This is a genomic window from Actinomyces howellii (genome assembly GCF_900637165.1).
GTDB classification, from domain to species: domain Bacteria; phylum Actinomycetota; class Actinomycetes; order Actinomycetales; family Actinomycetaceae; genus Actinomyces; species Actinomyces howellii.
Genome location: NZ_LR134350.1, coordinates 1965772 through 1992148 on the forward strand (window position 1 = coordinate 1965772; position 26377 = coordinate 1992148).

Genomic DNA, 26377 nt, shown 5'->3' on the forward strand with positions numbered 1-26377 from the left:
GGGACGGGCGATTTCAGTACATGAATGTACTCGATACACTCGCGTATCGAGATGTCGGTTCCTGTGAAGCCGCTTACGATCAAGACCGTCCGCACCACCGACCAGGGAGCCGCCATGACTCGTCCTCGGAGCACACCGCCCTCGGGCGAGGAGCGCCGTCTGCGCAAGAGGGAGAACACCCGGGCGCGTCTCGTCGAGGCCGCAGCGGTGGTCGTGGCGACCAAGGGCCTGGCCGACACGAGGATCGACGACGTCGTCTCGGAGGCGGGTTTCACCCGGGGCGCCTTCTACTCCAACTACTCGAGCCTCGATGAGGTGATCACCGAGGCGATCAGGATGCGGGCCGCACGCCTCCTCGCGCGCGTGCGCGCCGCGGTGGAGGCCATGGAGGTGCCCACGATCGACACGCTCATGGAGATGCTCGACTCCATCGGCCCCGAGGCCCACACCCTCCACCTCATCGCCACCGAGCAGCTCCTGCACCGGATCCGCCACCCGGAGGCGCCGGTCGTCCCCGGCACCGACCGCAGGGACTTCAACGAGCAGATCAACGGCATCGTCGAGGCCTGCCTGCACCGGATGGGCCGGCGTGCGTCGGTCCCGGTCGAGGCGATCACCGACGCGGTGTGCCTGTTCTTCCTCGAGTCCCTCCTTGACCAGGCCGCAGGCACGGGCGCGGGCACTGACCAGGCACAGGATCCTCGCGCCTATCTCAGGATGATCATCGAGAGCGTCGTCCTGGGCCTGTCCCACCCCGTGGCGGAGCCGGAGGAGCTCGGCCCCTCCGGCTCCCGCCGCGGCGCGCAACACCACACGGAAGGCTCGAGCCACTAACCTCGGTGTCATGAACACGCACGAGGCCCTTGGTCGGCTCGTGGTCCGCGGCTACCGCTCGATCCGCGAGATCGACCTGGAGCTGACGACCGGGGTCACCGTGCTCATCGGCGCCAACGGCTCAGGCAAGTCAAACCTCGTGGGAGCCCTCGAGCTCATCTCCCGCATCTGGGACGACTCCTTCCAGGAGCACGTCACCGCCCGAGGGGGGATGTCCGGCCTGCTCTTCGAGGGCGAGACCGGCCCCGCCCCCGGGGCGCTTATCGAGATCCACTCGAGCCCGGACGCTGAGGACTGCGTCAACGGCTACCGGGTCGAGCTGCGCCCCACGGACGACGACGCAGCCCTCCTGACCGAGTCGATGCTGTTCCACGACCGCCGCGCCTACGAGCGCCCCTACGTCCGGCACCTGGGAACGGGGCGATCGAGCCGGGCGCGCCGTGTCGCCGAGGTGTCTGACGACCCCAAGGAGGTGGCCTTCGCCAGGCACATCACCCCTCTCCTGGCGGGTTGCCGGGTCTACCACTTCGACGACGTCGGACCCAGCGCACCGGTCAAGGGCTGGTCCACGGTGGGCGATGACGTCGCCCTGCGCTCGGACGCCGAGAACATCGCCGCCTACCTGCTGCGGATCCGGCAGGACCATCCCCTCCACTACCGTCGGATCGTCGCCGCGATCCGCCATGTCACGCCCTTCTTCGACGACTTCGTCCTCGTCCCCTCCCCGGGCGAGCGGGTGCGGCTGCGATGGCGTCAGCGCGGGCTCGACCGCACCTTCATGGCCCGCGAGGCCAGCGACGGCACCTTGCGCTTCCTGTGCCTGGCCACGCTCCTGCTGGGACCGGACCGACCTGCCACCATCATCCTCGACGAGCCCGAGCTCGGGCTGCATCCGGCCGCCATCGCGCTGCTCGCCGAGATGGTCCACGACGCCGGACGCGACGGGCACCGGGTCATCCTCGCCACCCAGTCGGTTCCGCTGCTCTCGCAGTTCCACCTCGATGAGATCGCCGTGCTCAACCGGGTCGACGGTGCCACGACGGTCAACCGACCCGACGCCGAGCGGCTCACGGGCTTCCTCGAGGAGTACTCGGTCGGGGAGATCTGGGAGATGAACCTTCTGGGAGGCCGGCCCGCGCGCAGGGAGGGCCGCCGATGAGGCAGATGGCCGTCCTCGTGGAGGGGCAGACGGAGGAGGCCGTTGTCGAGGAGGTCCTCGCCCCGGCCGCCAGGGCACGGGACGTCAGCCTCCTGCCGATCATCGTGCAGACCTCCACGACCCACCGCGGCGGAGGGCACTGGAAGCACTACGACCGCATGCTGCGCACCTTCCTCAGCCAGCCGCACTGGAGCCGGGTGGGGCTCGTCGTCGACTACTACGGCTACCCGCCCGGCGCACCGGGCAGGACGGGCGGGCTCTCGGGGGAGGCCAGCCGGCAGGCACTGGTCTCGGCGCTGCGCGCCCAGTACCCCGACGCCCGCTTCCACCCCTTGATCATGCCCCACGAGATCGAGGCCCTCGTCCTGGCGGCCGTCGCCGCGGGGGCCGGAGACGGCATCCTGACCCGGTCCGCGCTCGCCACGCTCCAACGGGCGGTGCGGCAGGCCGGAGGCGCGGAGAAGGTGAACACGGGCGCCGACCGCAGCCCGTCGCGACGGCTCGCGCACGCCGACCCCGACTACTCCAAGACGGTCACCGGCCCTCTGCTCCTCGTCGAGGCCGGGCTGCCTGCGCTCCTCAGGGGCTGTCCCACCTTCGCCGCGTGGTGGACAGGGCTGCTCGCCCCCACAGGTGCCGGGGGCGGCTCCTGATCCCGATGAGGTCGCGTGGCGTCGCGAGGTCGCGGCGCTCAGGGACCACCCCTCAGGCCGCCACCCCTCAGGCCGCCACCCGCAGGGCGCGCTCCTTGTCGTTCCACTGCGTCAGCGTCGTCAAGGAGGCGATGGCCAGGGCCAGCCCCGCGAGCTCGAGCGTCTCCTCGACGACCATGAGCCGCCAGTAGACCGAGTCGAAGCCCGCCGCCTCGGCGCGCTCAGCTCCCAGGAGCTCGAAGCCGACGGCGCCGGTCAGGAACACGCCGGCAGCGGCGATCAGCCAGCCCCGGGCGGTGGAGGGCAGGGACCGCACGAGCCGCAGCATGGTCAGAGCGACGACCACCGCGACGACGATCCCGGGGATCGTCCAGGTGTAGGCGACAGTGAAGGGCAGGTAGGGCAGGAGCCGGTCGCCGATCATGTTGAGCCGTTCGTGAAGGCTGACGGCCTCGTCGATCGAGGCCACGAGGCACACGACCGCGAACATGAGCCAGGAGCCTCGGAGGCGGCTGGCGGTGGCGGCGTACACGGCGCCGACGAGGCCGAGAAGCGCCCACAGGAGGGCGGACAGCCAGGCCGAGACGTTGCCCTCGCCGTCGAGGGTGACGAACTCGTAGACCGTGTAGGACACGGCCGCAGCCATGCCCTCGGTTCGGTGGTGGATGAGGAAGCTCGCCACGGCCAGCACGACGAGGCTGGCGTTGACCACCAGGAGCGGCACGAGCACCGCCCTGAGGCGAACGGGTGCGTATCCCCCCGCGTCCTGCGGGGCGGCCGGTGTCCGGCCTGCGGCCTCCGAAGGGGAGTCGGGGCTGGGTATGGGAATGTGGTCGGTCGGCATCGTCGGTCCTCGTCCGAGTGGGGGCCAGGCGGTGGTCCCCGGACCTTAGCACGGGGCAAGCGAGCCTGTCGGGCCTGTCGGCCAGCGCCGTCGGGCCCGTCCGCGCCCGGCATCGAGCCCGTCTGTGCCAGTCCGCGAGCGCCGTCGAACTCGTCCGCGCCCGCGCGCCATGTCCCCGTCGACACGCACCCACCCCACCCTGCCCCGACCGGTCATGTGACGCCCGACCGTCTGTGTGACAGCGATAGCCCGGTCGAGGTTTACATGACCGGTCGAGGTTTACATGACCGGTCGAGTCTCGGCAGAGGGACACCGTCCTTTGCCTCTGTGCTACCGATCCCGCCCGACCCTCGCCCCGATCCCCCCGGCAACCATCCCGGGGAGTCGATCACCTAGGCTCAGGCCATGAGCCCGCGCACCGACTCACGTCCTGTCGCAGCCGTCGTCTCTGTGGCGATGGAGGAGGAGGCACGCCCCTTCCTTGACGCCTTGGCGCGCGCCGAGGGGGCGGAGGAGCCGCTCACGCTGCCCGGAGGGGCCCGCGCCTGGTCGCTCGTGCTGCCCGGTCCCGGTGAGCCGACGGCGGCCCCCGGGACGGCGGAGCGGGGCGGGGGCGAGCTGGTCCTCCTGCGCACGGGCATCGGGCTGGTCGCCGCTGCCAGCGCGCTGGCGACGGTGCTCACCCACGTGCGCCCCGAGGTGGTCGTCTCGGCGGGCACCACCGGGGGTCTGGGCCGGCAGGTGGAGGTCGGGGACGTGTGCGCCTCGACGAGCCTGGCACTGACCGACGCCGACGCGACGGCCTTCGGCTACGCGCCGGGCCAGACCCCGGGGCAGCCTGAGGTCTTCGAGTCCGACGCCCCCCTGGTCGAGCGCCTGCGGGAGGTGGGCGCCCAGGCGCTGCGCGCAGCGACACCCACCTCCTCGCGGGCCCGCCTCCACACCGGGCAGATGCTGGCCGGGAACTCCTTCGTCACCGCCGCCAACGTCGCGGACACCCGCGAGCGCTTCCCAGCCGCCCTGAGCACCGACATGGAGTCGACGGCGCTGGCCCAGGTCTGCACGGCCTCCGGGGTCCCCTTCATCGCGGTCAGGGGGGTGTCCGACCTGTGCGGCCCCGAGGCGGGGCAGGACTTCCACATCGGCGCAGCCGAGGCCGCCGACCGCTCGGCCGCGGTGGTCCTGGCCCTGCTGGCGGCGTCCTGACGAACTCATGCGTCGAACACGTCACTTTGAGCCCGACTACCTCGGTAAAAGTGACGTGCTCGGGACCAAGGTGACGTGTTCGATGACCGGGCGGACAACGGGTCCGCTGGCGCTACCCCGCTCTCCAGCACACCTGGGCCCGCCGCCGCCGTCTCTGGGACCGTCCACGACCAAGGCCGCCCTCTGCAGATCGGCCGGCTCGCCCGAGGACCCGTAGTCGATCGGGTCCTCCCGCCACCTACTGACCGCGATCCTGGAGGAGATCACCCTGACGACCACAAGCTGGACGACGCTCCGGGCCCGGTCGGCAGCGGCGCGCCTCAGGGGTCGACCCCCACCCTTGAACGTACGTGAAACTCGTTGTATATTTGTACGTGAAAGTTCCCGTACAAAGGAGCGGTGATGGCGGCCTCAGCACAACCAGGGACCGACAGGGCCCCGATCCGGCCTCAGCCCGGCAACGAACGAGACCCCGCCAACTTCGTCGGCCGGGAGGAGCCGACAAGACTCGCACGCGAGCGGCTGCTCGCGGGAGACAACCTGTGGCTGTCCGATCCCCGCCGCATCGGCAAGACCTACTGGATGCGCACCTTCGCCGCTCGGGAGGCGGGTTTCCAGGGCTACCTCATCAACTACGAAGGAGTGACAAGCGTCGATGAGTTCCTCACCCGGACCGCCGAGGAGCTCCACGGGTCCAGGAAACTGCCTGACAGAACCCGAAGGGTCCTGAGCACGGTCTTTGAGAACGTCGAGTCCGTCGGGATGCCGGGCGTCATCATCGTCAAGCCCTACCACCGCAGGACGCCACCGCTCACCTTGCTCACGAGCATCCTCGGCGCTCTCGACACCGACGACGGGCCCGTCCCCCTGGTCATGATGGACGAGGTCCCCATGGCGATTCGCAACATCGCACGCTCTGAGGACGCCTCGGCCGCCGCCGCGCTCCTCCAGACTCTGCGAGCCCTGCGTCAGGGTACGACACGGGTCCGCTGGATCGTCGCCGGATCCGTCGGCTTCCACCACGTCCTGCGGGATGCCGGTGGGGCATCCGGCGACCTCGCCGACCTCGCCTCCCTCGTCCTTGGTCCGCTTCCCGATCACGAGACCCGAGAACTCGCCCAGCGGCTTCTTCTGGGAATCAACCAGATGCCCTCGGACAGAACCGTTGAGGCCCTCGTCGAGGTCAGCGGCGGCATCCCCTTCCTCGCCCACAAGGTGGTCGGCATGCTTGGCCAGCGCAGCAAGGGCGCGGCAACGGCTCAGGACGTACGCGATTGCTTCGAGGACTTCATCGACTGTCATGAGGAGTTCGGCTGGTTCGACCACTTCACCCGACGAGTCGACCAGTACTACGGCGACCGGACCAGGCTCGCGCGAAAGACTCTTGATTCCGCCGTATCCTCAGAGCACCAGTGGGTCCCCCTGGCGAGCCTCGATGCAGCCGTCTTAGACGTGCTCGACGACCTCGTCGCCGACCACTACCTCGAAGTGAGCGGGCAACGAGTCCGCTGGCGCTACCCCGCCCTCCAGTACATCTGGGCCCGCCGCCGCCGTCTGTGGGACCGACCATGACATCCATCTCCCGTTTCACCCCCTCGACCATGCCCTCTGAGCTGCTCGAGCGGCTTTTCGTCGTCCGCCAACCAGTGCTTGAGGCGCTCATGGAACGCGTCGACGAGCTGGGGACGACGCCGAGCCCGCACCACACCCTGCTCGTCGGGCCACGGGGGGCCGGCAAGACGCACCTCATCTCACTCGTCTACCACCGCAGCCGGGCTCTGGCGGAGGCGGATCGGAACCTTCAACTCGCCTGGTTGCCCGAGGACCCGTGGACGATCGTGTCCTACCGCCACCTGCTGGCCGCGATCCTGGAGGACATCGAGCCGGGGGAGGACCTGCGCGCTCTCGGGCACGACGAGCTCGAGACGCGGCTGCGCATGTCCATCCAGCAGCGGGGACCCGTTGTTGTCCTGGCGGAGAACCTCGACCAGATCCTGGCCAATCTGGAGGAGATCGGGCAGCAGCGGCTCCGCCATGTTCTGCAAACCGATCGGGGCGTTCTGCTCATCGGCTCGACGACGCGGCTCGATCGCAACCTGTCGGATGAGACCAGTCCCTTCTTCGGGTTCTTCGACACCATCCGCCTCACACCATTCACCCCGGAGCAGGCACGCGACATGCTGGTCGCTCTGGCACGAGTGAGTGAGGATGAGGTCCTCGCGGAACGCCTGACCGAGGAGACCTCGCTCGCGCGCATCCACACCGTCACCCACCTTGCCGGCGGTCAGCCCCGGTTGTGGGCCCTGCTGGGCAGCGCACTGACCATCGACCAGCTTCACGAGCTCGTCGATCTGCTCCTGAGCCGCTTCGACGACCTCACCCCGTACTACCAGGAACAGCTCGCACGGTTGTCTCCCCAGCAGCGTCTCATCGTGGCCGAGCTGGCCGCGGCGGACCGTCCGCTGCCGGTCAAGGACGTTGCCGAGCGGATCCAGGGGGATCAGCGCAGCGTCGCCAAGGCCGTCAACGACCTCACCGACCGGGGATGGCTCGCTCCGACCTCGACGATCTTCGCAGATCTGCTCGACCGTCGTCGGACCTACTACGAGCTCGCCGAGCCCTTGGCCCGCTTGGCCTTCCAGATCAAGGAGTCCAGGGGGGAGCCGCTGCGCCTCGTCGTGGAGTTCCTCAAGAGCTGGTTCGAGCCCGACGAGCTTCTCAAGAGTCAAGGTGATCAGTACTGCCAAGCGGCACTCATCGCCCTCGAGCACGACGATGTCGCAGGGCTCACCCGTCGTCTCACGAGCCTGGGGGACTGGCGCGTGCCCTCGCTCAGGCTCCTGGGCCAGGTCGAGGACGCCGTGGCCGCGGTCTCGACCGGAGACGTTGACCCGGTCATGGCTCTGCCCAGCGCTCTGCGTCAGGCCATTGAGCACCGCGCCGGCCCAGCGCGCGATCTCGTGCCGATCCGTCTCACCCTCCTGGACTGTGCGCTGAAGGAGGTGGGTGAGGTTCCCCGCGACACGATCTCCCGGGAATGGCTGGCGCGCGCCGAACGCCTCGACGAGGAGGCGGGCACTCCTGCCAGCCGTCTCATGCTCGTCCGCTGGCTCGCCGCCTCCTGGTGCCTTGACGACGCGCAGGCCGCCCTGACGACGATCTCCTCACCAGAGGATCGGAGCAGTGCCATGAACGTGATTGCTCGGGCCATGTTGGCTGCTGGACGCCTCAATGAGGCCATCGACCTGTACGAGCAGACCCTCACCGACACCCAGCGCATCCTCGGCCCCAACCACCCCGACACCCTGACCACCCGCAGCAACCTCGCCTACGCCTACCAGGACGTCGGGCGCCTCGACGAAGCCACCGACCTGCTCGAGCAGAACCTCACAGACCACCAGCGCATCCTGGGACCCAGCCACCCCGACACCCTGGTAGCCCGCAGCAACCTCGCCTACGCCTACCACGATATCGGGCGCCTCGACGAAGCCACCGACCTGTACGAGCAGAACCTCACAGACCACCAGCGCATCCTGGGACCCAGCCACCCCGACACCCTGACCACCCGCAACAACCTCGCCACCGCCTACCGCAGCACAGGGCGCCTCAATGAGGCCATCGACCTGTACGAGCAGAACCTCACAGACCACCAGCGCATCCTCGGCGCTGACCACCCCAACACCCTGACCACCCGCAACAACCTCGCCACCGCCTACCAGGATGTCGGACGCTTCCAGGAGGCCATCGACCTGTACGAGCAGACCCTCACCGACCGCGAGCGCATCCTCGGCCCCAACCACCCCGACACACTGACCACCCGCGCCAACCTCGCCTATACCTACCGGACCGCCGGGCGCCTCGACGAGGCCATCGACCTGTACGAGCAGACCCTCACCGACACCCAGCACCTCCTGGGACCCAACCACCCCCGCACACTGGCCACCCGGCACAACCTCGCCACCGCCTACCAGGATGTCGGACGCTTCCAGGAGGCCGCTCGCCTTGAGGAGGGTGATCTGGACCAGGCAGGGTAGTCGGGAACCGAACCGACAGAGCGGCGGCTCAGGCCTCGCGCAGGTGCTCCTCGACGCGCTCGACCTTGGCGCTCATCTGCCCGGTCCAGCCCGGACGGATGTCGGCCTTGAGGACGAGGGCCACGCGCGGGCTGACCTCGGCCACCGCCTGGCAGGCGCGCTTGACGACCTCCATGCACTCGTCCCACTCGCCCTCGAGGGTGGTGAACATCGAGGTCGTCTCGCAGGGCAGCCCTGACTCCCGGCACACGCGCACCGCGCGGGCCACGGCGCGGGAGACCGAGCCCTCCGGGTCGTCTGAGGTGGTCGGGGACACGGAGAAGGCGACGAGCATGCCCTCAGCCTAGAGGGGAGGGCAGCGAGGGGCAGGAGCAGTCGTCGGCGGTCAGGGCGTAGCGTCGCCCCCATGGCACGAGCGCCCCACACCGGCTCCGACGTGACGATGACCGACGAGCAGAAGCACATCCTCGCCCTCCTGCTCATCCCCGCCTTCGCCTCCCTGCTCGCCGCGTCCTCGGTCAACGTCATCCTGCCCTCGCTGCGCGAGGACATGTCGGCCTCGACCACCGCGATCCAGTGGGTCGTCTCCGGCTACGCCCTCGTCTTCGGTGTCCTGCTCGTGGCCGCCGGTCGCGCGGGGGACCTCGTCGGGCGCGGGTGCCTGTTTGTGTCGGGCCTGGCCCTGTTCGGCCTGGGGTCCCTGGGGTCGGGCCTCGCCCCGACGATGACCTGGGTCAACCTGGCGCGCCTGCTCACGGGCATCGGCTCGGGACTGCTCAGCCCCCAGGTCTCGGGGATGATCCAGCAGTACTTCTCGGGCAACACCCGTGGCCGCGCCTTCGGCGTCTTCGGCGGCGTCATCGGGGTGTCCGTGGCGGTCGGGCCGGTCCTGGCCGGCGCCCTCGTCTCCCTCCTGGGGACCTCGTGGGGGTGGAGGGCCTCCTTCCTCGTCAACGTCCCGATCGCCCTGGTCGCGATCTGGGTCGCGCGTCGGGTCCTGCCCGCCTCGGCCTGGCGGGGCGCGGCTGGCTCCCCCCAGCCCGGCTCCCCGCAGACCCGCTCCCCGCAGACCGGCACCCCTCAGGCCGGCTCCCCTCAGGCCGGCTCCTCCGCCGCCCCGGAGGCGAGCGCCCGGCGTCGGGTCGACCTCGACGTCGTCGGCACGGTCCTCCTGACCGTCTCGACCCTGCTCGTCATGACGCCCTTCCTCGCCACGAGCACGACGAGCCTGCGTTGGCTCGCACTGCCCGCCGCGGGCCTGACCCTGACCGCCTGGACCCTGTGGGAGGCCGCCTACACGCGGCGCGGACGGGCGCCGATGGTCGACCTGACCCTGTTCACCCAGCGCTCCTTCGCCAACGGCTGCCTCATCTCCGCCCTCGTCTTCCTGGGAGGGACCTCGGTGTGGCTCGTCATCGCCCAGTACCTCCAGGCCGGTCTGGGCGTGTCAGCCATGGTCAGCGGCTCGATCGGGATCCCCGCGGCCCTGGCCAGCGCCGTCGTCGCCCCGCTCGTCGGTCGGCACGTCCTGCGCCTGGGACGGGTGCTCGTCCTCATCGGCCTCCTCGTGGCGATAGCGGGCCTGGCCGCCACGATGCTCGCCGTCCACCTCACCGCCACGACCGGGCTGAGCCACTGGTGGATGCTGGGCACGCTGTGCCTCGTGGGCCTCGGGCAGGGCCTTGTCACCTCCCCCAACCAGACGCTCACCCTCGTCGAGGTGCCCCTGCGCTACGCCGGCACCGCAGGAGGCGTCCTCCAGACCGGACAGCGCATCGGCGCCGCCATCGGGGTCACCGCGATCAGCTCGATCGCCTTCACCGTCTCGCAGGCCTCGGGCTGGGACCGGGCCCTGCGGCTCAGCTTCCTGGCCGTCATCATCAGCTTCGCCGCGGCCGCCGCCGTCGCGGTCCTCGACATGGTCGCGGCGCGGCGCGGCTGAGCCGGCCCGCGCGTGCCGCCTGAGGGCCTGCGGGACACGGGCCGGTACGATCAGGGGGTGACTGACGCGCAGCGCACGACCACCGCCCCCTTCGACGACGGCGCCACGTCCACCGCCGCCCCCGACCGCGAGATCCTCACCTGGGAGCTGTTCGGCACCGCCGAGCGCGAGCTGGCGGCGCAGATCGTCGCCTCGGGCTGGTTCCCCGACCTCATCATCGCCATCGCCCGCGGCGGTCTCATCCCCGCCGGCGCGATCGGCTACGCGATCGGCGTCAAGGCGATGGGGGCGATGAACGTCGAGTTCTACACCGACATCGGCAAGACCCTCGAGGAGCCGGTCATCCTGCCCCCGCTCATGGACGCCTCCGGGCTGCCGGGCAAGAAGGTCCTCGTCGTCGACGACGTCGCCGACTCGGGCAGGACGCTCAAGATGGTCATGGAGCTGCTCGGCCGCCAGGGCCTCGAGCTCGGCGGGCGCACGGTACGGGTCGACGCCCGCTCGGCGGTCATCTACCGCAAGCCGCGCTCGATCGTCGAGCCCGACTACTTCTGGCGCACGACCGACAAGTGGATCAACTTCCCCTGGTCGGTCCTGCCGGTCATCACCCCCGGGCTCCTGGCGTCGGCGGACCAGTCCGACGAGACCGCCTCGGCATGACCGGTCCCACCGGGGGCGCGCCCGGCGTCCCGGCCGGGACCCCCGGCTCCAGGCGTGCCGCCCGCACCGGGGCGGTGGCCTGCCTGGTCCTCGTGCTCCTGGCCGTCACCTGGCCGTCGGGCTCCCAGATCGCCGACCTCAAGGACGGCCTGGGCCCCTGGTTCCTGTCGGCGCATGACAAGGACGTCGTCCTCAACCTCGTCATGCTCGCCCCGCCGGTGTTCCTCGCCACGGTCGGCTGGCAGCGCGTGCCGTGGTGGGCCTGGGCGCTGGCCGGCTGCGCCCTGGGATGCTGCGCCGAGCTCACCCAGCTGCTCGCCCCGCTGGGACGTCGACCCAGCCTCGACAACGCCCTCCAGAACGCCGTGGGGGCCTGGACGGGGGCTGTGCTGGCCCTCATGGTCCTCCACCTTCCCCGCGTGCCGCGTCGGAGCGGGTCGGGGGGCTGAGGCCCTCGCCCGACCGACGAGCCTGACCAGACCGCCCAGACCGCCCAGACCGCCCAGAAGCGGAGCAGACCACCCGGAGAACTGATCGGAGAGGAGCCGGCGTACCGGGTCGGAGGGACGGGACGGGGAGGAGCCGCCACGGGGGCTCCCGGCACGCGGGCCGACGCCAAGGGCCCGGCCTGCGTATGCAGGTCCGGGCCCGGTCTCCGTGCGCGAGGGGGGACTCGAACCCCCATGATCGTCAGATCACACGGACCTGAACCGTGCGCGTCTACCAATTCCGCCACTCGCGCGAGAAGCGAGGATGACGATAGCCCTCCGCGCACCCGCCCGTCCAATCGATTCCCTGAGGTGCATCCGTGAGACCGCTCACCCTGGGGCGAGATCCCCACGATCGCAACACGATCGGCACGCCTGAGCGCCCGATCGGCCTGCCAGTGCCGTTACGATGGACACGGCCACCCCTGGTACCCGCTTCGGGCCGTCCGCCCTGGGCACCGGTCCCGGGCGTGGCACCAGCAGGCTGGGCCGGGTAACCTCCCGGAACACGCAGCCGTTGCGGTCCCCCGGGGCCGCCCGACACACGGGGAGGAAGTCCATGGGCATCCTGGACAGGTTCGAGAAGGGCGTCGAGTCCGTCACCAACCGCGCCATGACCCGCTTCTCGGACGACGTCGAGCCCATCGAGATCGCCTCGAAGCTGCGGGAGACGATGGACAAGAGGGCGGCCTCCTTCGCCCGCGACCGCTCCGTGGTCCCCAACGTCTTCAGGATCCACCTCGCCCCGTCCGACATCGCGCGGATCGAGGCGTGGGGCAAGGACGAGATGATCCGCCAGATGGAGGAGGTCGCCTCCGTGCACGCCGCGGAGCAGGGCTACTCCTTCGTGGGCCCCATCGAGGTCTCCTTCATCAACGACCCGGCCCTGACCGCCCCCGCCATCGAGATCGACTCCTCAACGCGCCGGGGCGCGGCCGCACCGGCAGCGGCGGCCTCGGCCACCCCCTCCCACCCCATTCTCGACATCGACGGCCAGCGCTACCTGCTCACCGGCCCGGTCACGGTCATCGGACGCGGCTCGGACGCCGACATCATCGTCGACGACTCCGGAGTCTCCCGGCGCCACCTCGAGATCCGGCTCACGCAGGGGCACACGATCGCCTCGGACATGGGCTCGACCAACGGCACCTTCGTCGAGGGCCACCGGGTCGACGCGGCCACGCTCCTGGACGGCAACACGCTGACGATCGGACGGACCAAGATCATGTTCTGGGACGGCTCGCAGGACTCCGGGGCGAACGGGTGAGCCAGCTCGCCTTCACCCTCGCACGGCTGGGCTTCCTCGTCCTGCTGTGGGTCTTCGTCCTGCTCGTCGTCCGGGCGCTGCGCACCGACATGGCCGACACCTCGGCGCCCTCCTCACCGCGACGGCGCTCCGCCCGCGAGTCCGGGTCCTCCCCTGCCGGGCGCCGACGGGGAGCGACCCGCCTGGTCATCACCGAGGGCCCCCTGGCCGGCTCGATGGTGCCACTGACCCCCACGTCCCTCATGATCGGCCGTGACCAGAACTGCACGCTCGTGCTCAACGACTCCTACGCCTCGTCGCGCCACGCGCGCGTCTTCCCCAAGGACGGCACGTGGTGGCTGGAGGACCTGGAGTCGACCAACGGCACGACCCTGGCCGGACGCCCGGTCCACGGGGCCGTCGAGCTGCCGATCGGCGTGCCGGTCAAGATCGGCCAGACCACCCTGGAGCTGCGCCCATGACGACCTCCCTCCGCTACGCCGCCCGCAGTGACGTGGGCATGGTGCGTGCCTCGAACCAGGACTCCGGCTACGCAGGACCGCACCTCATGGTCCTGTGTGACGGCATGGGCGGGCCCGCCGGCGGGGACATCGCCTCAGCGGTCGCGGTCGAGCACCTCATGCCCCTGGACGCCGACTCCCACCAGGCGGGCGAGCTACTCGGGCTCCTGAGGGACGCCGTCCAGGAGGCCCACACCTCCCTGGTCAGCCTCTCGGCCCAGGACCCCGACCTCGCGGGGCTGGGGACGACGTGCATCGCGGTCATGCGCAGCGGCAACAAGCTCGCGATGGTCCACGTCGGGGACTCGCGCGCCTATCTCCTGCGCGACGGCGAGCTGACCCAGGTCACGACCGACCACACCTTCGTCGAGTACCTCGTCGAGACCGGCCGCCTCACCCGTGAGCAGGCCCGCCGCCACCCCCAGCGCTCCGTGCTCCTGCGCGTCCTGGGTGACGCCGAGGGGGAGGTCCAGCTCGACGAGTCCATTCGTGAGGCCGTGCCCGGCGACCGCTGGCTGCTGTGCTCCGACGGCCTGAGCGGGCCGGTGTCGGCCGAGACCATCGGCGAGGTCCTGGCCGGCGTCGACGACCCGGGCCTGGCGGGCGACCAGCTCGTCGACCTCGCCCTGCGCGCCGGCGGTCCGGACAACGTGACCGCCGTCGTCTTCGACGTCGTCGACGACGACGCCCAGCCCCAGACCGACGCCCAGATCGTCGGCTCGGCGGCCAACCGCCGCAACCGCCTGACCCGAGCAGCCTCCGGGGAGTCCGCGGGCTCGCCCGACGCGCCGGTCGAGGCCCTCGCCGGCCAGACCGCCTCCACCCCGGCGGCCAAGGCGGCGGCGCTCGTGGCCGCCCTCGACGAGAACGGGACGCCCCTGAGCACCGAGGAGGAGGAGGCCGTGGCCGCCGAGGCCCGGCTCCAGGCCGATCGCCGACGACGGATGCGCAGGCGCTCCCTCGCCTCGGCCGTCATCCTCGTCGTGGCCGTCGTGGGCGCGGGCGTCCTGGGCTACCACTGGACCCAGACGCAGTACTACGTGACGGTCTCCGACGGCAAGATCGCCATCTTCCGCGGGATCCCCCAGCAGGTGGGGCCGATCAGCCTGGGCAACCTCGTCGAGACCTACGAGGAGCCCGCCGTCGAGGACCTCGACGCACGCATGCGCGCCCGCCTGGCCGACACGGTCAGCCAGCCCTCCCTCGAGGCGGCCCGCGAGTACGTCGACCGGACGGTCGTCTCCTACGCCGAGCAGACGCCCACCGCCTCACCGAGCCCGGCACGCACGACGCCCCCGACCGACTCCGCGAGCGCCCCGGCCTCGCCGAGCCAGTAACGGCAGGCGCCGTGAGCACCCCACCGACCGCGTCGCCCGCGAGCGCCTTCCGTCCCACGCCCTCCCGCAGCTCCGGGCGCTGGGCCGAGGCAGGCCTGCTCGTCATCGCCCTCATGCTCGGGCTGGGAGGCTTCGTCCTGACCGCCCTCAACCGCACCGGCTCCTCCCCGGCCCAGGCCCTCCAGCTCGGCGGTGCCCTCGTGGCCGTCGCCGTCGTCGTCCACCTGTGGGTACGGCGAACCGCCCCGTGGGCCGACCCCGTGCTCCTGCCGGTGGCCGTCGCCCTCAACGGCATCGGCCTGGCGATGATCTACCGCCTCGACATGTCCTACAAGATCCTGGGGCGGACCGCCGACTACGGTCCCAAGCAGGCCCTGTGGACCGGGCTGGGCGTGCTCCTGTTTTGCCTCGTGCTGCTCCTGCGCGACCACCGCCTCCTGCGTCGCTGGGACCGGTGGGCGATGTGGACCGGTCTGGTCTTCCTCGTCCTGCCCTTCCTGCCCTTCGTGGGCAAGACGATCAACGGGGCGCGCATCTGGATCCGGCTGGGCCCGATGAGCCTCCAGCCCGCGGAGTTCACCAAGGTGCTCCTGGCGGTCTTCTTCGCCTCCTTCCTCGTGTCCAACCGCGACAACCTCGCCCTGGCCGGCAAGCGCGTCCTGTGGATGAACCTGCCGCGCGCCCGTCACCTCGGTCCGCTCATCGTCGTGTGGGTGGTGAGCATCGTCGTGCTCGTCCTCCAGCGGGACCTGGGCTCCTCGGTGCTGCTCTTCGGTCTGTTCGTCGTCACCCTCTACGTCGCCACCGACCGGGTCAGCTGGCTGGTCCTGGGCGGCATGCTCTTCCTGCCCGCCGCCTGGTTCGCCGCCACGCACCTGTCCCACGTCCAGCAGCGCATCACCGGCTGGCTCGACGCGATGGACAGCTCGGTCTACAACGCCGAGTACGGCAGTTCCTTCCAGCTGGTCACAGCCCTGTTCGGGATGGCCTCCGGCGGCCTGCTCGGCTCAGGCTGGGGGGAGGGCTACCCCAACCTCGTGCCCTTCGCGAACTCCGACTTCATCTTCTCCTCCCTGGGTGAGGAGCTGGGCCTGACCGGATCCCTGGCGGTCCTCATGCTCTACCTCATCCTCGTCCAGCGGGGGCTGCGCACCGCCATGACGCTGCGCGACGGCTTCGGCAAGCTTCTCGCGGTGGGACTGTCCTTCACCATCGCCCTGCAGGTCTTCGTCGTCGTCGGGGGCGTCACCCGGCTCATCCCCCTGACCGGTCTGACCACGCCGTTCCTCGCCTACGGGGGCTCCTCCCTCCTGGCCAACTGGATGATCCTGGCCCTGCTCATCCGCCTGTCCGACGCCGCCCGCCGGCCGGCCTCGACGGCGCCGCGGATCATCGACACCGCCGAGCTCCCGATGGCCCTGCGCCGCCACGTGCAGGACGCGACCACCCCCGACGAGGCCGGCGAGGACTCGCCCCCCGTCGAGGTATCGCCCGCGCAGCAGCCCGTCCCCCCGGCGCCCGCGCAGCAGCCCGTCCCCCCGGCACCCGCCCCGCCGCCTGCTCCGCCCGCCGCCCCGGTCGAGCCGCCGACGGCGCCGGTCGCCCCCGTCAGACCAGAGGAGGGCCGCGCATGAACCGGCAGATCCACCAGGTCACGGTCCTGGTCGTCATCATGATCCTGGCCCTGTCGGCCTCGGTGACCTCCGTGCAGGGCCTGGCCCGTCCAGCCCTGTGGCAGTCCTCCTCGGAGTACGGCACGCTCACCTCCGACCCGCGCAACGCCCGCACGGTCTTCGCCGAGTTCGGCTCGGACCGCGGCCAGATCATGGTGGGCGAGACCGCGATCGCCGACTCGGTGCCGATCGACGACGCCTACGCCTTCCAGCGCACCTACCCCGGCGGTGAGCTCTACGCCCCCCTGACCGGGTACTTCTCGACCTCATCGGCGTCGATGACGGGACTGGAGCAGGCCGAGAACTCCGTGCTCAGCGGCGACGACCCCTCCCTGTTCTCCAGCCGCGTCAAGGCGCTCGTCACCGGCTCCACCCAGCAGGGCGGCGCCGTCGAGCTGACGATCGACCACGAGGTCCAGCAGGCGGCGTGGAACGCCCTGGCCGGCCGGCGCGGATCGGTCGTGGCCCTCGACCCCTCGACCGGGGCGGTGCTGGCCATGGTCTCCTCCCCGTCCTTCGACCCCAACCTCCTGGCCTCCCACGACTCCGCCGCCGCCACCCAGGCCTGGCAGACCTACGACGCCGACCCCGGCAAGCCCCTGGTCAACCGGGCCATCAGCGGGGACCTGTACCCCCCGGGCTCCACCTTCAAGGTCCTGACCGTGGCCGCCGCGATGCGCGCCGGCATGGTCGCGCCCGACACCCAGGTCGAGGCCCCCGACACCCTCACGCTGCCGGGCACGAACCACACGCTGTCCAACTACGCCGGTGAGTCCTGCGGCTCAGGGACGGTCAGCCTGGCCTACGCCTTCGCCGAGTCCTGCAACACCCCCTTCGCCCAGCTCGCCATCGACGTCGGCGACGAGCGCCTGAGCCAGGAGGCCTCCGCCTGGGGCTTCGACACCGACCTGTCGATCCCCCTGCGGGTCACCCCCTCGGTCTACCCGTCGAACTCCTCGGCGGCCGAGACCGCCATGGCGGGCATCGGCCAGGCCTCCGTGCGCGCCACCCCCCTCATGATGGCGATGGTCGCCGCGACCATCGCCAACGACGGCGACCAGATGCAGCCCTACCTCGTGGCCCAGACCCTCGACTCCGACCTCAACGTCGTGGCCACGACCTCCCCCTCGGTGCTGCGCACCCCCGTCGACTCCTCCACCGCCCAGACCCTGTCCCAGCTCATGCAGCAGGCGGTCTCGGAGGGCACGGGCACGACGGCGCAGGTCGCCGGCGTGACCGTGGCCGGCAAGACCGGAACCTCGGAGACCGGCTCCGACGAGGGCGGCCCCGTCACCTGGTTCATCGGCTTCGCGGGCACCGACATCTCCAAGCCCTCGATCGCCCTGGCGGTCGTCCTGGACGGGGGCGAGCAGACCGCCTCGACCGGCACGGGCGGCTCCGAGGCCGGGCCGATCGCAGCCAGCGTCATCGACGCGGCGGTGGACCAGTGAAACCAGAGGTCGGCCTCGACCTGCAGCACCGCTACCGGCTCGTCGAGCGCATCGCCCTGGGCGGCATGGGCGAGGTCTGGCGCGCCACCGACCTGCGCTCCGGCCGCGCCGTGGCCGCCAAGATCCTGCGCCCCGAGCTGGCCGGGGACGAGATCTTCCTGTCGCGCCTGCGCGCCGAGGCGGTCAACTCCCGGGGCCTGCGCCACCCCAACCTCGCTGTCGTCCTGGACTCCGGGGAGAAGGAGGGCTCGGGCTGGATCATCATGGAGCTCGTCCAGGGGCGGGCGCTGTCCGACATCCTGGAGGACAAGGGCACGATGAAGCCCGCCGAGATCCTGCCCACCCTCGCCCAGGTGGCCCGCGCCCTCCAGGTCGTCCACGACTCCGGCGTCGTCCACCGCGACGTCAAGCCCTCCAACATCCTCATCAACCGGGAGGGGCTGGCCAAGCTCACCGACTTCGGCATCTCGACCGGCGCCAACCAGCGGCCGATGACCGCCTCGGGCATGGTCATGGGCACCGCCCAGTACCTCGCCCCCGAGCAGGCCATGGGCAACGTCGCCACCGGCGCCGGCGACCTCTACGCCCTGGGCATCATCGCCTACGAGGCCCTCGTCGGGCACCGGCCCTTCACCGGCTCCACCCAGGTCGACATCGCCTTCGCCCACGTCAACGAGACCGTCCCGCCCCTGCCCGACACGGTGCCCGCCGAGGTGCGGGAGGTCGTCATGGACCTCCTGGCCAAGCGCCCTGCCGACCGCCCCCGCTCGGCCCGCGAGCTCGCCCGGCGTCTCGACAGGATCGTCGTCAACCTCCCCTCGGACTCCTGGGACCCCGACCAGACCCCGACCTGGGCGGCCACCGGCCGCCACGCCAGCCCGACCCTCGCCGAGGTCGTCGACCCGGGCGCCCCGCCTCGCGAGAGGCGACGCCGTCAGGGCACACAGGGCAAGCCCCGCCCCTGGACGCGCCAGCTGCCGGCCACCGGCCCCGACCGGGCCAACGGCGCCCGGCGTCACGGCAACGGCCCCGCCCAGGAGCCGCTCGGCGGCCCAGGCAGGCGCCGGCTCCTCGTCCTGGCAGCGGCCCTCATCGCCGTCATCGTGCTCGTCGTCGGCATAGGTACCCTTGCGTCAGCGCAACCGGGCACGACCGAGCCCCCCGTCGTCGTGGCCGACACCCACTGGAAGGAGGCACCGTGACCACCCAGTCACCTCATGTCCTCGCTGGTCGTTACGAGATCCGGGACCTCATCGGTCGCGGAGGCATGGCCGAGGTGCACCTCGGCTACGACACCCGCCTGTCCCGGATCATCGCGATCAAGCTGCTGCGCTCCGACATCGCGGGGGACCCCACCTTCCAGGCGCGCTTCCGCCGGGAGGCCCAGTCGGCCGCCGCGCTCAACCACCCCTCGATCGTCGCCGTCTACGACTCGGGAGAGGAGCAGCTGACCCAGCCTGACGGGTCGGTCAAGGTCGTCCCCTTCATCGTCATGGAGTACGTCGAGGGCCACACGGTCCGCGAGCTGCTCGGCGAGGGCGACGCGGTGCCCATCCCCGAGGCCGTCGAGATCACCGCAGGGGTCCTCGACGCCCTCGAGTTCTCCCACCGCTCGGGCATCATCCACCGGGACATCAAGCCCGGAAACATCATGCTCACCTCCACCGGGGTGGTCAAGGTCATGGACTTCGGCATCGCCCGGGCCGTCGAGGACTCAGCCGCCACCGTCACCCAGACCCACGCCGTCGTGGGCACCGCCCAGTACCTGTCTCCCGAGCAGGCGCGCGGGGAGGTCGTCGACGCCCGCTCCGACCTGTACTCCACCGGCTGCCTCCTCTACGAGCTGCTCACCGGCAAGCCGCCCTTCTCCGGGGACTCGGCGGTCGCGATCGCCTACCAGCACGTCCGGGAGATCCCCAAGCCCCCCTCGTCGCTGGCCGCCGACATCCCCGAGTCCCTTGACCGGGTCGTGCTCAAGGCGCTGGCCAAGAACCGCGACGACCGCTACCAGGACGCCGCCCACATGCGCGCCGACCTCGCCGCGGCCGCCCAGGGCATGTCGGTCTCGGCACCCGCCCTCGAGTCCTGGCAGTCGACCTCGCTGCTGCCCAGCGCGACGACGCCGACTCCGGCCGCCACCCCCGCACCCGCACCGCCCGCCTCCTCCCCGTCGGGGGCCGCGGAGCCCGAGCCCGCCAAGCGCCGCTGGTGGGTGTGGGTCCTCGTCCTCCTCCTGCTCATCGGGCTCGGCACGCTCATCGGACTGTTCGCCTCGGGCAGCCTCGGCGGCAACGACCCCGATCCGACCCCCACACCCACCGTCACCGCCGCCGCCGTGCCGGCGGTGGCCGGGATGACCGAGGACGAGGCCCGCGCCGCCATCGAGGCCGCCGGCCTGGTCTTCGTGCGCGGGGAGGACGTCGCCTCCGACACCGTCACCTCCGGCCTGGCCGTGTCCTCCGACCCGGGTGAGGGCACCTCGGCGCTCCTGGGCACCGAGGTCACCGTGCGCTTCTCCTCGGGCTCGGCGATGGTCTCGGTCCCCGACGTGTCCGGCATGACCCAGGACAAGGCCAAGGAGGCCATCGAGGCCGCCGGGCTGACCCTGGGCAGCGCGACGACCGAGGACTCCACGACGGTGACGAAGGACCACGTCATCCGCACCGACCCCGTGTCGGGCACCCCCGTGCAGCGCGGCTCCTCGGTCTCCCTCGTCCTGTCCACCGGGCAGGGCTCGGTCCCCGACAACATCGTCGGTATGACCGAGGACGAGGCCAAGACCGAGCTCAACGCCCTGGGCCTCATGGCCAACACCGAGCGCCAGACGACGACCGACCAGAGCCAGGACGGCCGGGTCATCTCGACCGACCCCGGAGCCGGGGCCTCGGTGTCCAAGGGCGACTCCGTGACGATCGTCGTGGGCACCTACCAGGCGGCGGCGACCCCGACGCCGACCCCGACGGCGACGACGAGCGCGACGAAGCAGGTCCCCGACGTCACCGGCCTCACGGAGGCCGAGGCCAAGGCAGTACTGGCCGCTGAGGGCTTCACGAGGATCTCGACGGTGACGACCCAGGGTGCGGACGGCGATCCCGGCACGGTCGTGTCGATCTCGCCCTCGGCCGGCTCGCAGGCCGCGACGAGCGACACCATCACCCTCACCGTCGCCCAGTAGCCCCGGGGGCACGCCCCCGTCAGGCCGCCCCGGAGACCAGGCCGGCCGCCTCGGAGACACCGTGGGGCGGCCGGTCGGCCTTCCCTTCCGGGACGTCACCTGCTCCTGGGCGTCCAGGGGAGCGCGACGGCCTGGGGGACGAGCGGTCGGTCTTTGCGCCCGCGCCACGACGCGGGCGCTCCCGGCTCAGACCGTGGCCTCCCCGGTCAGGTGGAAGGTCTCGTTGGCCCAGGGGAAGACGAACTCGAACAGGCCCAGGACGACAAGGGCCACCAGGACGAGGGACTCGATGAGCCTGAGCCACGTGGGCCCAGGCAGGTGCCGCCAGATCCAGCCGTACATCAGTTGACCCCCGGGTCGTTGAGCACCGAGGCCGGACGGCCCTCGGAGCGCGGCATCCAGTAGGAGAAGGTGGCGTGGGTGATCCACCGGTGGTCGTTGCCCCACTCACCGGTGGTCAGCGAGTGGCACGTCGTCATCGTCAGCATCCTCTCGGTCGGGGCCGCCGAGGGGTCCCCGGGGACGGGGGCGATGACGTCGACGTCGGTCGGCTCGACGATCTCGTGCCCGGTGACGACGTAGACGTACCACGTGTCCTTCGTCGCGATGATCACCTCATCGCCCTCCTGGAGCCGGTCGACCCGCAGGAAGGAGTTGCCGTTCGTGCGCCGGTGCCCGGCGACGGCGAAGTTGCCGAGCTCACCGACCTGCTGCGTCTCCCGGTAGTGGCCCGCGGCCGCCTGGTCGAGGACGTCGTTTCCGGTTCCCTCGAGGACGGGCATGTTGTTGTTCGTCACGCCGTACCACGCCGGCACGATGAGCATGCCGATCGTCTCCCCGTAGCCCACGGGGGTGAAGGCCGGCGGGTTGTCGGTGTACTTGGGCCCCTCGACCTGGGGGGACTCGACCTGGGCCTGCTCGAAGGCGCTCGCGTGGACCTCGGCCTTGGCGGCCGCGTCAATGCCCGTCCACCACAGCTGCCACACGAGGAAGAGGGCGACGATGAGCCCAGCGGTGATGAGCAGCTCACCGACCGAGGTCACGACGACGTCGACGCCGCGTCTGCGCCCTCGACGTCCGGCTGCGTGACGGTGTGCCATCGCTCCTCCTGTCCTCGACCGTCCTCGATAGTCCCTGACGGTCCTCGTGCCTTAAGTCTAGGTCCCTGGCCGGGCCTCGCCGGACGGGGACCATCGGCCGTGGACGTGCGCCCATGCCCTAGGCTATGCGCAGTGCACGTCAAGCCACGAGTCGGTCAGCCCGGCCCGTGCCGACCATGAGGAGACTCCCGTGGCCCTGTCCAAGAAGCTCGCCAAGAAGCCGGCCTCGTCCGCGTCCCGGCGCTCGGGCAACCCGGCGAAGGCCGCCGCGGAGAGGAAGCGCGTCGAGGAGTCCCGCGCGGCGGCCAACCGGGTCTCGCGCGTGCCCCGCAAGGTCAAGGCGACCGGCTCGCCTCGCTGGTACGCCCCGGCCATGGTGACGATCATGGTCATCGGGCTGCTGTGGGTCGTCGTCACCTACCTGTTCAAGGGCGAGTACCCGCTTCCCTACTTCGTCGAGCACCACGCCAGCGACTGGCTCGTCAACGGCAACCTGTACCTCGGTTTCGTCATCATGATGCTCGGCTTCCTGGGGCTGCTGCGCTGGAGGTGAGGGGCCGGCGACAGGCCGGCGACGAGCCCGGGCGCCCCGCGGGAGGCGGGAGCGTCGTCTGGCGGCCGCCGTCTGTCACCCGGGGTGCGGCAGCTGGACCCTGTCGGGGTGCGATCCCGTCCTCAGACCCCGGTCGAGGGCGTCGAGGGCCGCCATCGCGGCGGCGTCGAGCTCGAAGGACCAGACGTCGGCGTTGACCGCCATCCTGTGGGGGTCGACCGTCTTGGGGATGACGACGAGCCCGTGCTCGAGGTGCCAGCGGATGACGACCTGTGCGGGCGTGACCCCCAGGCCGGCGGCCACGGAGGCGACGACCGGGTCCTTCAGGAGGCGGCCGCGTCCCAGGGGTGACCAGGACTGGGTGATGACGCCCAGCTCGGCGTGACGCTCGCGCAACGGCCTCTGGGTGAGGTAGGGGTGCAGCTCGATCTGGTTGACCGCCGGACTGACCCCTGTGGCCTCGATGATCGTGCGCAGGTGCTCGGCCTGGAAGTTCGACACCCCGATGGCCCGCACCCTGCCCGACTCGAGGATCTCGATCATCGTGCGCCAGGTGTCGACGAGGTCGATGCCGGGGGAGTGAGCCAGGGGCCAGTGGACGAGGAAGAGGTCGAGCACCTCGAGGCCGAGGGCCTCCATCGAGGCCTCCCAGCTGGTCAGCGCGTCCTCACGCGCGTGGTTGGGGTTGTCGAGCTTCGAGGTGACCCACAGCTGCTCACGGGGGATGGAGCTCGCTGCCAGGGCGCGCCCGACGCCGGCCTCGTTGCCGTACATCTGGGCGGTGTCGATGTGCCGGTACCCGGCCTCGAGGGCCCGGGTGACCGCGCGCTCGGCCTCGCTCGGGCCGATCTTGTAGGTCCCGAAGCCGAGCTGGGGGATCGACACGACGTCCTGGGACGTGCCGTGGAGCAGCCTGAGCGTGGGCAGGTCGTGGGGACTCATGCCACCAGACTAGCCCCGGGCGGTGTCACACGGGGCCGGCCGGGTCACGCCGCCGGGCGCTCCAGCCCCACCGCGACCGGTCATGTAACTTCTGACCGGCCTATCGCTGTCACATAGACGGTCGAAAGTTACATGACCGGTCGAAGAACACATGACCGGTCGACGGGGAGGCGGGGCGCTCGAGCCAGCAGCGGCGGGGTCACGCCGCCGGGCGTCCCCACCGCACCTGTCCGGTGCGGGAGGGCGCTGGAGGACGGGCGATGAGGCGGCGCGGTCGGCACCGCGCCGCCTCCCGTCTCACTGGGCCTCGGGGGCGGGCGCCTCCGAGGGAGCCTCCGAGGTCTCCTCAGCAGCGTCGGCCCAGTACTCCTCGGCCCACGGGTCCTCCACCGGCTGGCTACGGCGCCACACGATGTAGGCGGCACCTGCGGCCGCCCCGGCCAGGGTGAGCCAGCCGAGGGTCTTGAGGACGGTGTGCTTCTTCTTCACGGGTACCTCCGGGATCTCGAGTGCCGCGTTCCTCGCGGCGACGGCGATGCGCTGGGCGCGCTCGGAGAGCGTGCCCTCCGTCGTGGCGGCGGCCTGGGCGGCGACGGCGGCGCGCTGAGCGGCGGGGACGTAGTCCTCCACGACGCGGCTGCGCGCCTCGTCGACGACGGGCTGGGCGCGCAGCTGCGCCTCCCGGGCCGCCCTGGCGACCTCCTCGCGGGCCCGCACGACACGCGGGGCAGCCCAGTTGGCCGCGCGCTCGGCGCGCACGACGAGGCTGTCGGCGAGGGCTGCGGCCTCGTCGCGGAGCTGGTCCGCGGGAATCGCCTTCTCAAGGCTCTTACAGGTCACCATGGCTGTCTCCCTGCTCAGGACGGTGCGTGTGCTTGGGTGCAATGGTCGCACCCCCGACACGATCCCACACACCTGGCACCGTTCCGTTTTGCCTGGGGTGAACACCGTCCCGCCTACGCGCGCGTCGCCGACCACCACGCCATGACGTGCAACGATGAGTCCTATGGAAGCCACACTGCACACCACCCTCGGCGACATCCGCCTCGAGCTCTACCCGGAGCAGGCGCCCGTGACCGTCTCGAACTTCGTCGACCTGGCCACCGGGGAGAAGACCTGGACGGACCCGCGCACGGGGGAGGAGTCCACCGCCCCCCTCTACGACGGCGTCATCTTCCACCGCGTCATCCCGGGGTTCATGATCCAGGGCGGTGACCCGCTGGGCACCGGCACCGGCGGACCGGGCTACCAGTTCGACGACGAGATCGACCCGTCCCTGACCTTCACCGCCCCCTACGTCCTGGCCATGGCCAACGCCGGGCGTCGTCTGGGCAAGGGCACGAACGGCTCCCAGTTCTTCATCACGACCTCGCCCACCGAGTGGCTCCAGGGCAAGCACACGATCTTCGGCGCCGTGGCCGACGAGGCCTCCCGCAAGGTCGTCGACGCCATCTCGGCGGTGTCGACCGACCCGCGTGACCGCCCGCTCGAGGACGTCGTCATCACCTCGGTGTCCGTCACGCGCTGAGCTCTGCGCACAACACGGAGGCCGCCCTGCACCGGGGACGGCGGGGCACGGTGACGCCGTCGGCCGACGCGGACCGACGGCGTCTGCGTACCGAGAGGAGACCGACATGGCCGACATGGCCGACATTGCTGGGCAGACCGGGTCCACCGGCCCCGGCGACGCGCCGCCGGTGTGCCCACGGCACACCAACCGGGTGTCCTACGTGCGCTGCCAGCGGTGCTCACGCCCGACCTGCCCGGCGTGCCAGGTTCCCAGCGCGGTGGGGGTGCACTGCGTCGACTGCGCGGCCTCGGCCCGCGCCCAGCGTCGCCAGGTGCGCACCGTGCTGGGGGGCTCGGTGGTCTCCGACGCGCTCGTCACCAAGGTCCTCATCGGCGCCTGCGTCCTGGCCTACGTCGTCCAGCTCGCGATGCCGAGCCTGGCGGGCAGGTTCCACTTCGTGCCCGCCCTGGCGGTCGCCCAGCCCTGGCGCTTCGTGACCACGGCCCTGCTCCACGGCTCCCTCATGCACCTGGCTTTCAACATGTGGGCGCTGTGGGTCCTGGGCAACGCCCTTGAGCCGGTGCTCGGCAGGTGGCGCTTCGCCTCGCTCACGGCGTTGAGCGCGGTCGGAGGCTCGACGGCTGTCTACTGGCTGGCCTCGCCGAGCTCGCCGGCGACGTGGTTCGGCGGGACCGTGGGCGCCTCCGGGGCGGTCTTCGGCCTGTTCGCCGCCCTGTTCATCATCCAGCGTCGCTTCGGCCGGGACACCTCGGCGATCGTCGGCCTGCTCGTGGTCAACATCGTCGTGTCCTTCATCGGCGCCAACATCTCCTGGCAGGGACACCTCGGGGGACTGGTCACCGGCGGTCTGCTCGCGGCGGTCTACGCCTGGGCCCCGCGCGAGCGCCGCACCCTCTACGGCGTCGCAGGGACCGCGGGGGTCGCCGTCCTGCTCCTCGCTCTCATTGTCCTGCGCGCCTCCCTCGTCTGAGGACCGTCAGGCGCCCCTGTCATCACCGGCCGTGCGGCCGCCGCTCACCGAGCCGGCA

Annotated in this window: 25 protein-coding genes and 1 tRNA gene; 19 read left to right on the forward strand and 7 right to left on the reverse strand. The window is 71.2% G+C overall.

The window, feature by feature from the left end:
- Nucleotides 1-51: 51 nt before the first annotated feature.
- From EL245_RS08295 to EL245_RS08305, 3 genes are read left to right on the forward strand one after another with little or no spacing between them, the layout of a single operon-like run.
- Nucleotides 52-834, forward strand: a complete 783-nt coding sequence (locus EL245_RS08295) for a TetR/AcrR family transcriptional regulator (RefSeq protein ID WP_232009678.1) — start codon at nt 52-54, stop codon at nt 832-834.
- A 10-nt stretch (nt 835-844) separates the two neighbouring features.
- Entirely contained in the window at nt 845-1993 is a 1149-nt protein-coding gene (locus EL245_RS08300; RefSeq protein WP_126382717.1) for an AAA family ATPase, read from the forward strand.
- On the forward strand, nt 1990-2646 hold the full coding sequence (locus EL245_RS08305) for a DUF4276 family protein (protein ID WP_126382718.1): 657 nt from the start codon (nt 1990-1992) through the stop codon (nt 2644-2646). The genes EL245_RS08300 and EL245_RS08305 overlap by 4 nt, the downstream gene beginning before the upstream one ends.
- A gap of 67 nt (nt 2647-2713) precedes the next feature.
- Here the strand turns inward: EL245_RS08305 and EL245_RS08310 are convergent, their stop codons facing one another.
- Complete coding sequence (locus tag EL245_RS08310; RefSeq protein ID WP_161512761.1) at nt 2714-3376, reverse strand: hypothetical protein; 663 nt, start codon at nt 3374-3376, stop codon at nt 2714-2716.
- Between the two features lie 519 nt (nt 3377-3895).
- On the opposite strand from EL245_RS08310, the gene mtnN reads away from it, so the two are divergent.
- The 3 genes from mtnN (at nt 3896) to EL245_RS08325 (ending at nt 8730) form a co-directional block, all read left to right on the forward strand.
- The gene (gene mtnN / locus EL245_RS08315) at nt 3896-4696 is read left to right on the forward strand and encodes a 5'-methylthioadenosine/S-adenosylhomocysteine nucleosidase (RefSeq protein ID WP_232009679.1); all 801 of its coding nucleotides are present in this window, start codon (nt 3896-3898) and stop codon (nt 4694-4696) included.
- Nucleotides 4697-5098: 402 nt separating this feature from the next.
- A complete protein-coding gene (locus EL245_RS08320) occupies nt 5099-6268 on the forward strand; it encodes a hypothetical protein (protein WP_126382720.1) in 1170 nt (389 codons plus the stop codon).
- On the forward strand, nt 6265-8730 hold the full coding sequence (locus EL245_RS08325) for a tetratricopeptide repeat protein (RefSeq protein WP_197719397.1): 2466 nt from the start codon (nt 6265-6267) through the stop codon (nt 8728-8730). The genes EL245_RS08320 and EL245_RS08325 overlap by 4 nt, the downstream gene beginning before the upstream one ends.
- 28 nt (nt 8731-8758) lie before the next feature.
- On the opposite strand, the gene EL245_RS08330 is transcribed toward EL245_RS08325, so the two are convergent.
- Nucleotides 8759-9064, reverse strand: coding sequence for a thiamine-binding protein (locus tag EL245_RS08330; protein ID WP_126382721.1), 306 nt, complete (start codon nt 9062-9064; stop codon nt 8759-8761).
- A 72-nt stretch (nt 9065-9136) separates the two neighbouring features.
- On the opposite strand from EL245_RS08330, the gene EL245_RS08335 reads away from it, so the two are divergent.
- Genes EL245_RS08335 through EL245_RS08345 form a run of 3 tightly spaced genes read left to right on the forward strand, consistent with a single transcriptional unit; the run spans nt 9137 to nt 11781 of the window.
- Nucleotides 9137-10672 (forward strand): MFS transporter, encoded by a 1536-nt coding sequence (locus EL245_RS08335; RefSeq protein ID WP_232009681.1) that lies wholly within the window; start codon nt 9137-9139, stop codon nt 10670-10672.
- Between the two features lie 57 nt (nt 10673-10729).
- Nucleotides 10730-11332: a phosphoribosyltransferase gene (locus tag EL245_RS08340; RefSeq protein ID WP_126382722.1), complete on the forward strand. Its 603-nt coding sequence runs from the start codon at nt 10730-10732 to the stop codon at nt 11330-11332.
- Complete coding sequence (locus tag EL245_RS08345; RefSeq protein ID WP_126382723.1) at nt 11329-11781, forward strand: VanZ family protein; 453 nt, start codon at nt 11329-11331, stop codon at nt 11779-11781. Before EL245_RS08340 ends, EL245_RS08345 begins: the two co-directional genes overlap by 4 nt.
- A 209-nt stretch (nt 11782-11990) precedes the next feature.
- On the opposite strand, the gene EL245_RS08350 is transcribed toward EL245_RS08345, so the two are convergent.
- Nucleotides 11991-12074, reverse strand: a tRNA-Leu gene (locus tag EL245_RS08350).
- Between the two features lie 305 nt (nt 12075-12379).
- On the opposite strand from EL245_RS08350, the gene EL245_RS08355 reads away from it, so the two are divergent.
- The 7 genes from EL245_RS08355 (at nt 12380) to pknB (ending at nt 21223) form a co-directional block, all read left to right on the forward strand.
- Nucleotides 12380-13087, forward strand: coding sequence for an FhaA domain-containing protein (locus EL245_RS08355; RefSeq protein WP_126382724.1), 708 nt, complete (start codon nt 12380-12382; stop codon nt 13085-13087).
- On the forward strand, nt 13084-13548 hold the full coding sequence (locus tag EL245_RS08360; RefSeq protein WP_126382725.1) for an FHA domain-containing protein FhaB/FipA: 465 nt from the start codon (nt 13084-13086) through the stop codon (nt 13546-13548). The genes EL245_RS08355 and EL245_RS08360 overlap by 4 nt, the downstream gene beginning before the upstream one ends.
- On the forward strand, nt 13545-14924 hold the full coding sequence (locus EL245_RS08365) for a PP2C family protein-serine/threonine phosphatase (protein ID WP_126382726.1): 1380 nt from the start codon (nt 13545-13547) through the stop codon (nt 14922-14924). Before EL245_RS08360 ends, EL245_RS08365 begins: the two co-directional genes overlap by 4 nt.
- Before the next feature lie 113 nt (nt 14925-15037).
- On the forward strand, nt 15038-16558 hold the full coding sequence (locus EL245_RS08370; protein WP_126384256.1) for an FtsW/RodA/SpoVE family cell cycle protein: 1521 nt from the start codon (nt 15038-15040) through the stop codon (nt 16556-16558).
- Nucleotides 16555-18048, forward strand: a complete 1494-nt coding sequence (locus EL245_RS08375) for a peptidoglycan D,D-transpeptidase FtsI family protein (RefSeq protein WP_126382727.1) — start codon at nt 16555-16557, stop codon at nt 18046-18048. The genes EL245_RS08370 and EL245_RS08375 overlap by 4 nt, the downstream gene beginning before the upstream one ends.
- Nucleotides 18045-19250 carry a serine/threonine-protein kinase gene (locus tag EL245_RS08380; RefSeq protein WP_126382728.1) on the forward strand — a complete coding sequence of 402 codons (1206 nt, stop codon included), beginning with the start codon at nt 18045-18047 and terminating at the stop codon, nt 19248-19250. The genes EL245_RS08375 and EL245_RS08380 overlap by 4 nt, the downstream gene beginning before the upstream one ends.
- Nucleotides 19247-21223 (forward strand): Stk1 family PASTA domain-containing Ser/Thr kinase, encoded by a 1977-nt coding sequence (gene pknB / locus EL245_RS08385; protein WP_126382729.1) that lies wholly within the window; start codon nt 19247-19249, stop codon nt 21221-21223. The genes EL245_RS08380 and pknB overlap by 4 nt, the downstream gene beginning before the upstream one ends.
- A gap of 186 nt (nt 21224-21409) precedes the next feature.
- Here the strand turns inward: pknB and EL245_RS13235 are convergent, their stop codons facing one another.
- Nucleotides 21410-21565, reverse strand: coding sequence for a hypothetical protein (locus EL245_RS13235; RefSeq protein WP_164719464.1), 156 nt, complete (start codon nt 21563-21565; stop codon nt 21410-21412).
- A complete protein-coding gene (locus EL245_RS08390) occupies nt 21565-22323 on the reverse strand; it encodes a class E sortase (RefSeq protein WP_126382730.1) in 759 nt (252 codons plus the stop codon). The genes EL245_RS13235 and EL245_RS08390 overlap by 1 nt, the downstream gene beginning before the upstream one ends.
- A 190-nt stretch (nt 22324-22513) precedes the next feature.
- On the opposite strand from EL245_RS08390, the gene EL245_RS08395 reads away from it, so the two are divergent.
- Nucleotides 22514-22876: a cell division protein CrgA gene (locus EL245_RS08395; RefSeq protein ID WP_126382731.1), complete on the forward strand. Its 363-nt coding sequence runs from the start codon at nt 22514-22516 to the stop codon at nt 22874-22876.
- Between the two features lie 75 nt (nt 22877-22951).
- On the opposite strand, the gene EL245_RS08400 is transcribed toward EL245_RS08395, so the two are convergent.
- Together EL245_RS08400 and EL245_RS08405 are read right to left on the reverse strand one after the other, a co-directional pair.
- On the reverse strand, nt 22952-23818 hold the full coding sequence (locus EL245_RS08400; RefSeq protein WP_126382732.1) for an aldo/keto reductase: 867 nt from the start codon (nt 23816-23818) through the stop codon (nt 22952-22954).
- 297 nt (nt 23819-24115) lie between these two features.
- Nucleotides 24116-24661: a hypothetical protein gene (locus EL245_RS08405; protein WP_126382733.1), complete on the reverse strand. Its 546-nt coding sequence runs from the start codon at nt 24659-24661 to the stop codon at nt 24116-24118.
- Nucleotides 24662-24824: 163 nt separating this feature from the next.
- Between EL245_RS08405 and EL245_RS08410 the strand changes: the two genes are divergently transcribed.
- On the forward strand, nt 24825-25346 hold the full coding sequence (locus EL245_RS08410; RefSeq protein WP_126382734.1) for a peptidylprolyl isomerase: 522 nt from the start codon (nt 24825-24827) through the stop codon (nt 25344-25346).
- 106 nt (nt 25347-25452) lie between these two features.
- Nucleotides 25453-26319: a rhomboid family intramembrane serine protease gene (locus tag EL245_RS08415; protein ID WP_232009683.1), complete on the forward strand. Its 867-nt coding sequence runs from the start codon at nt 25453-25455 to the stop codon at nt 26317-26319.
- Nucleotides 26320-26377 lie beyond the last annotated feature (58 nt).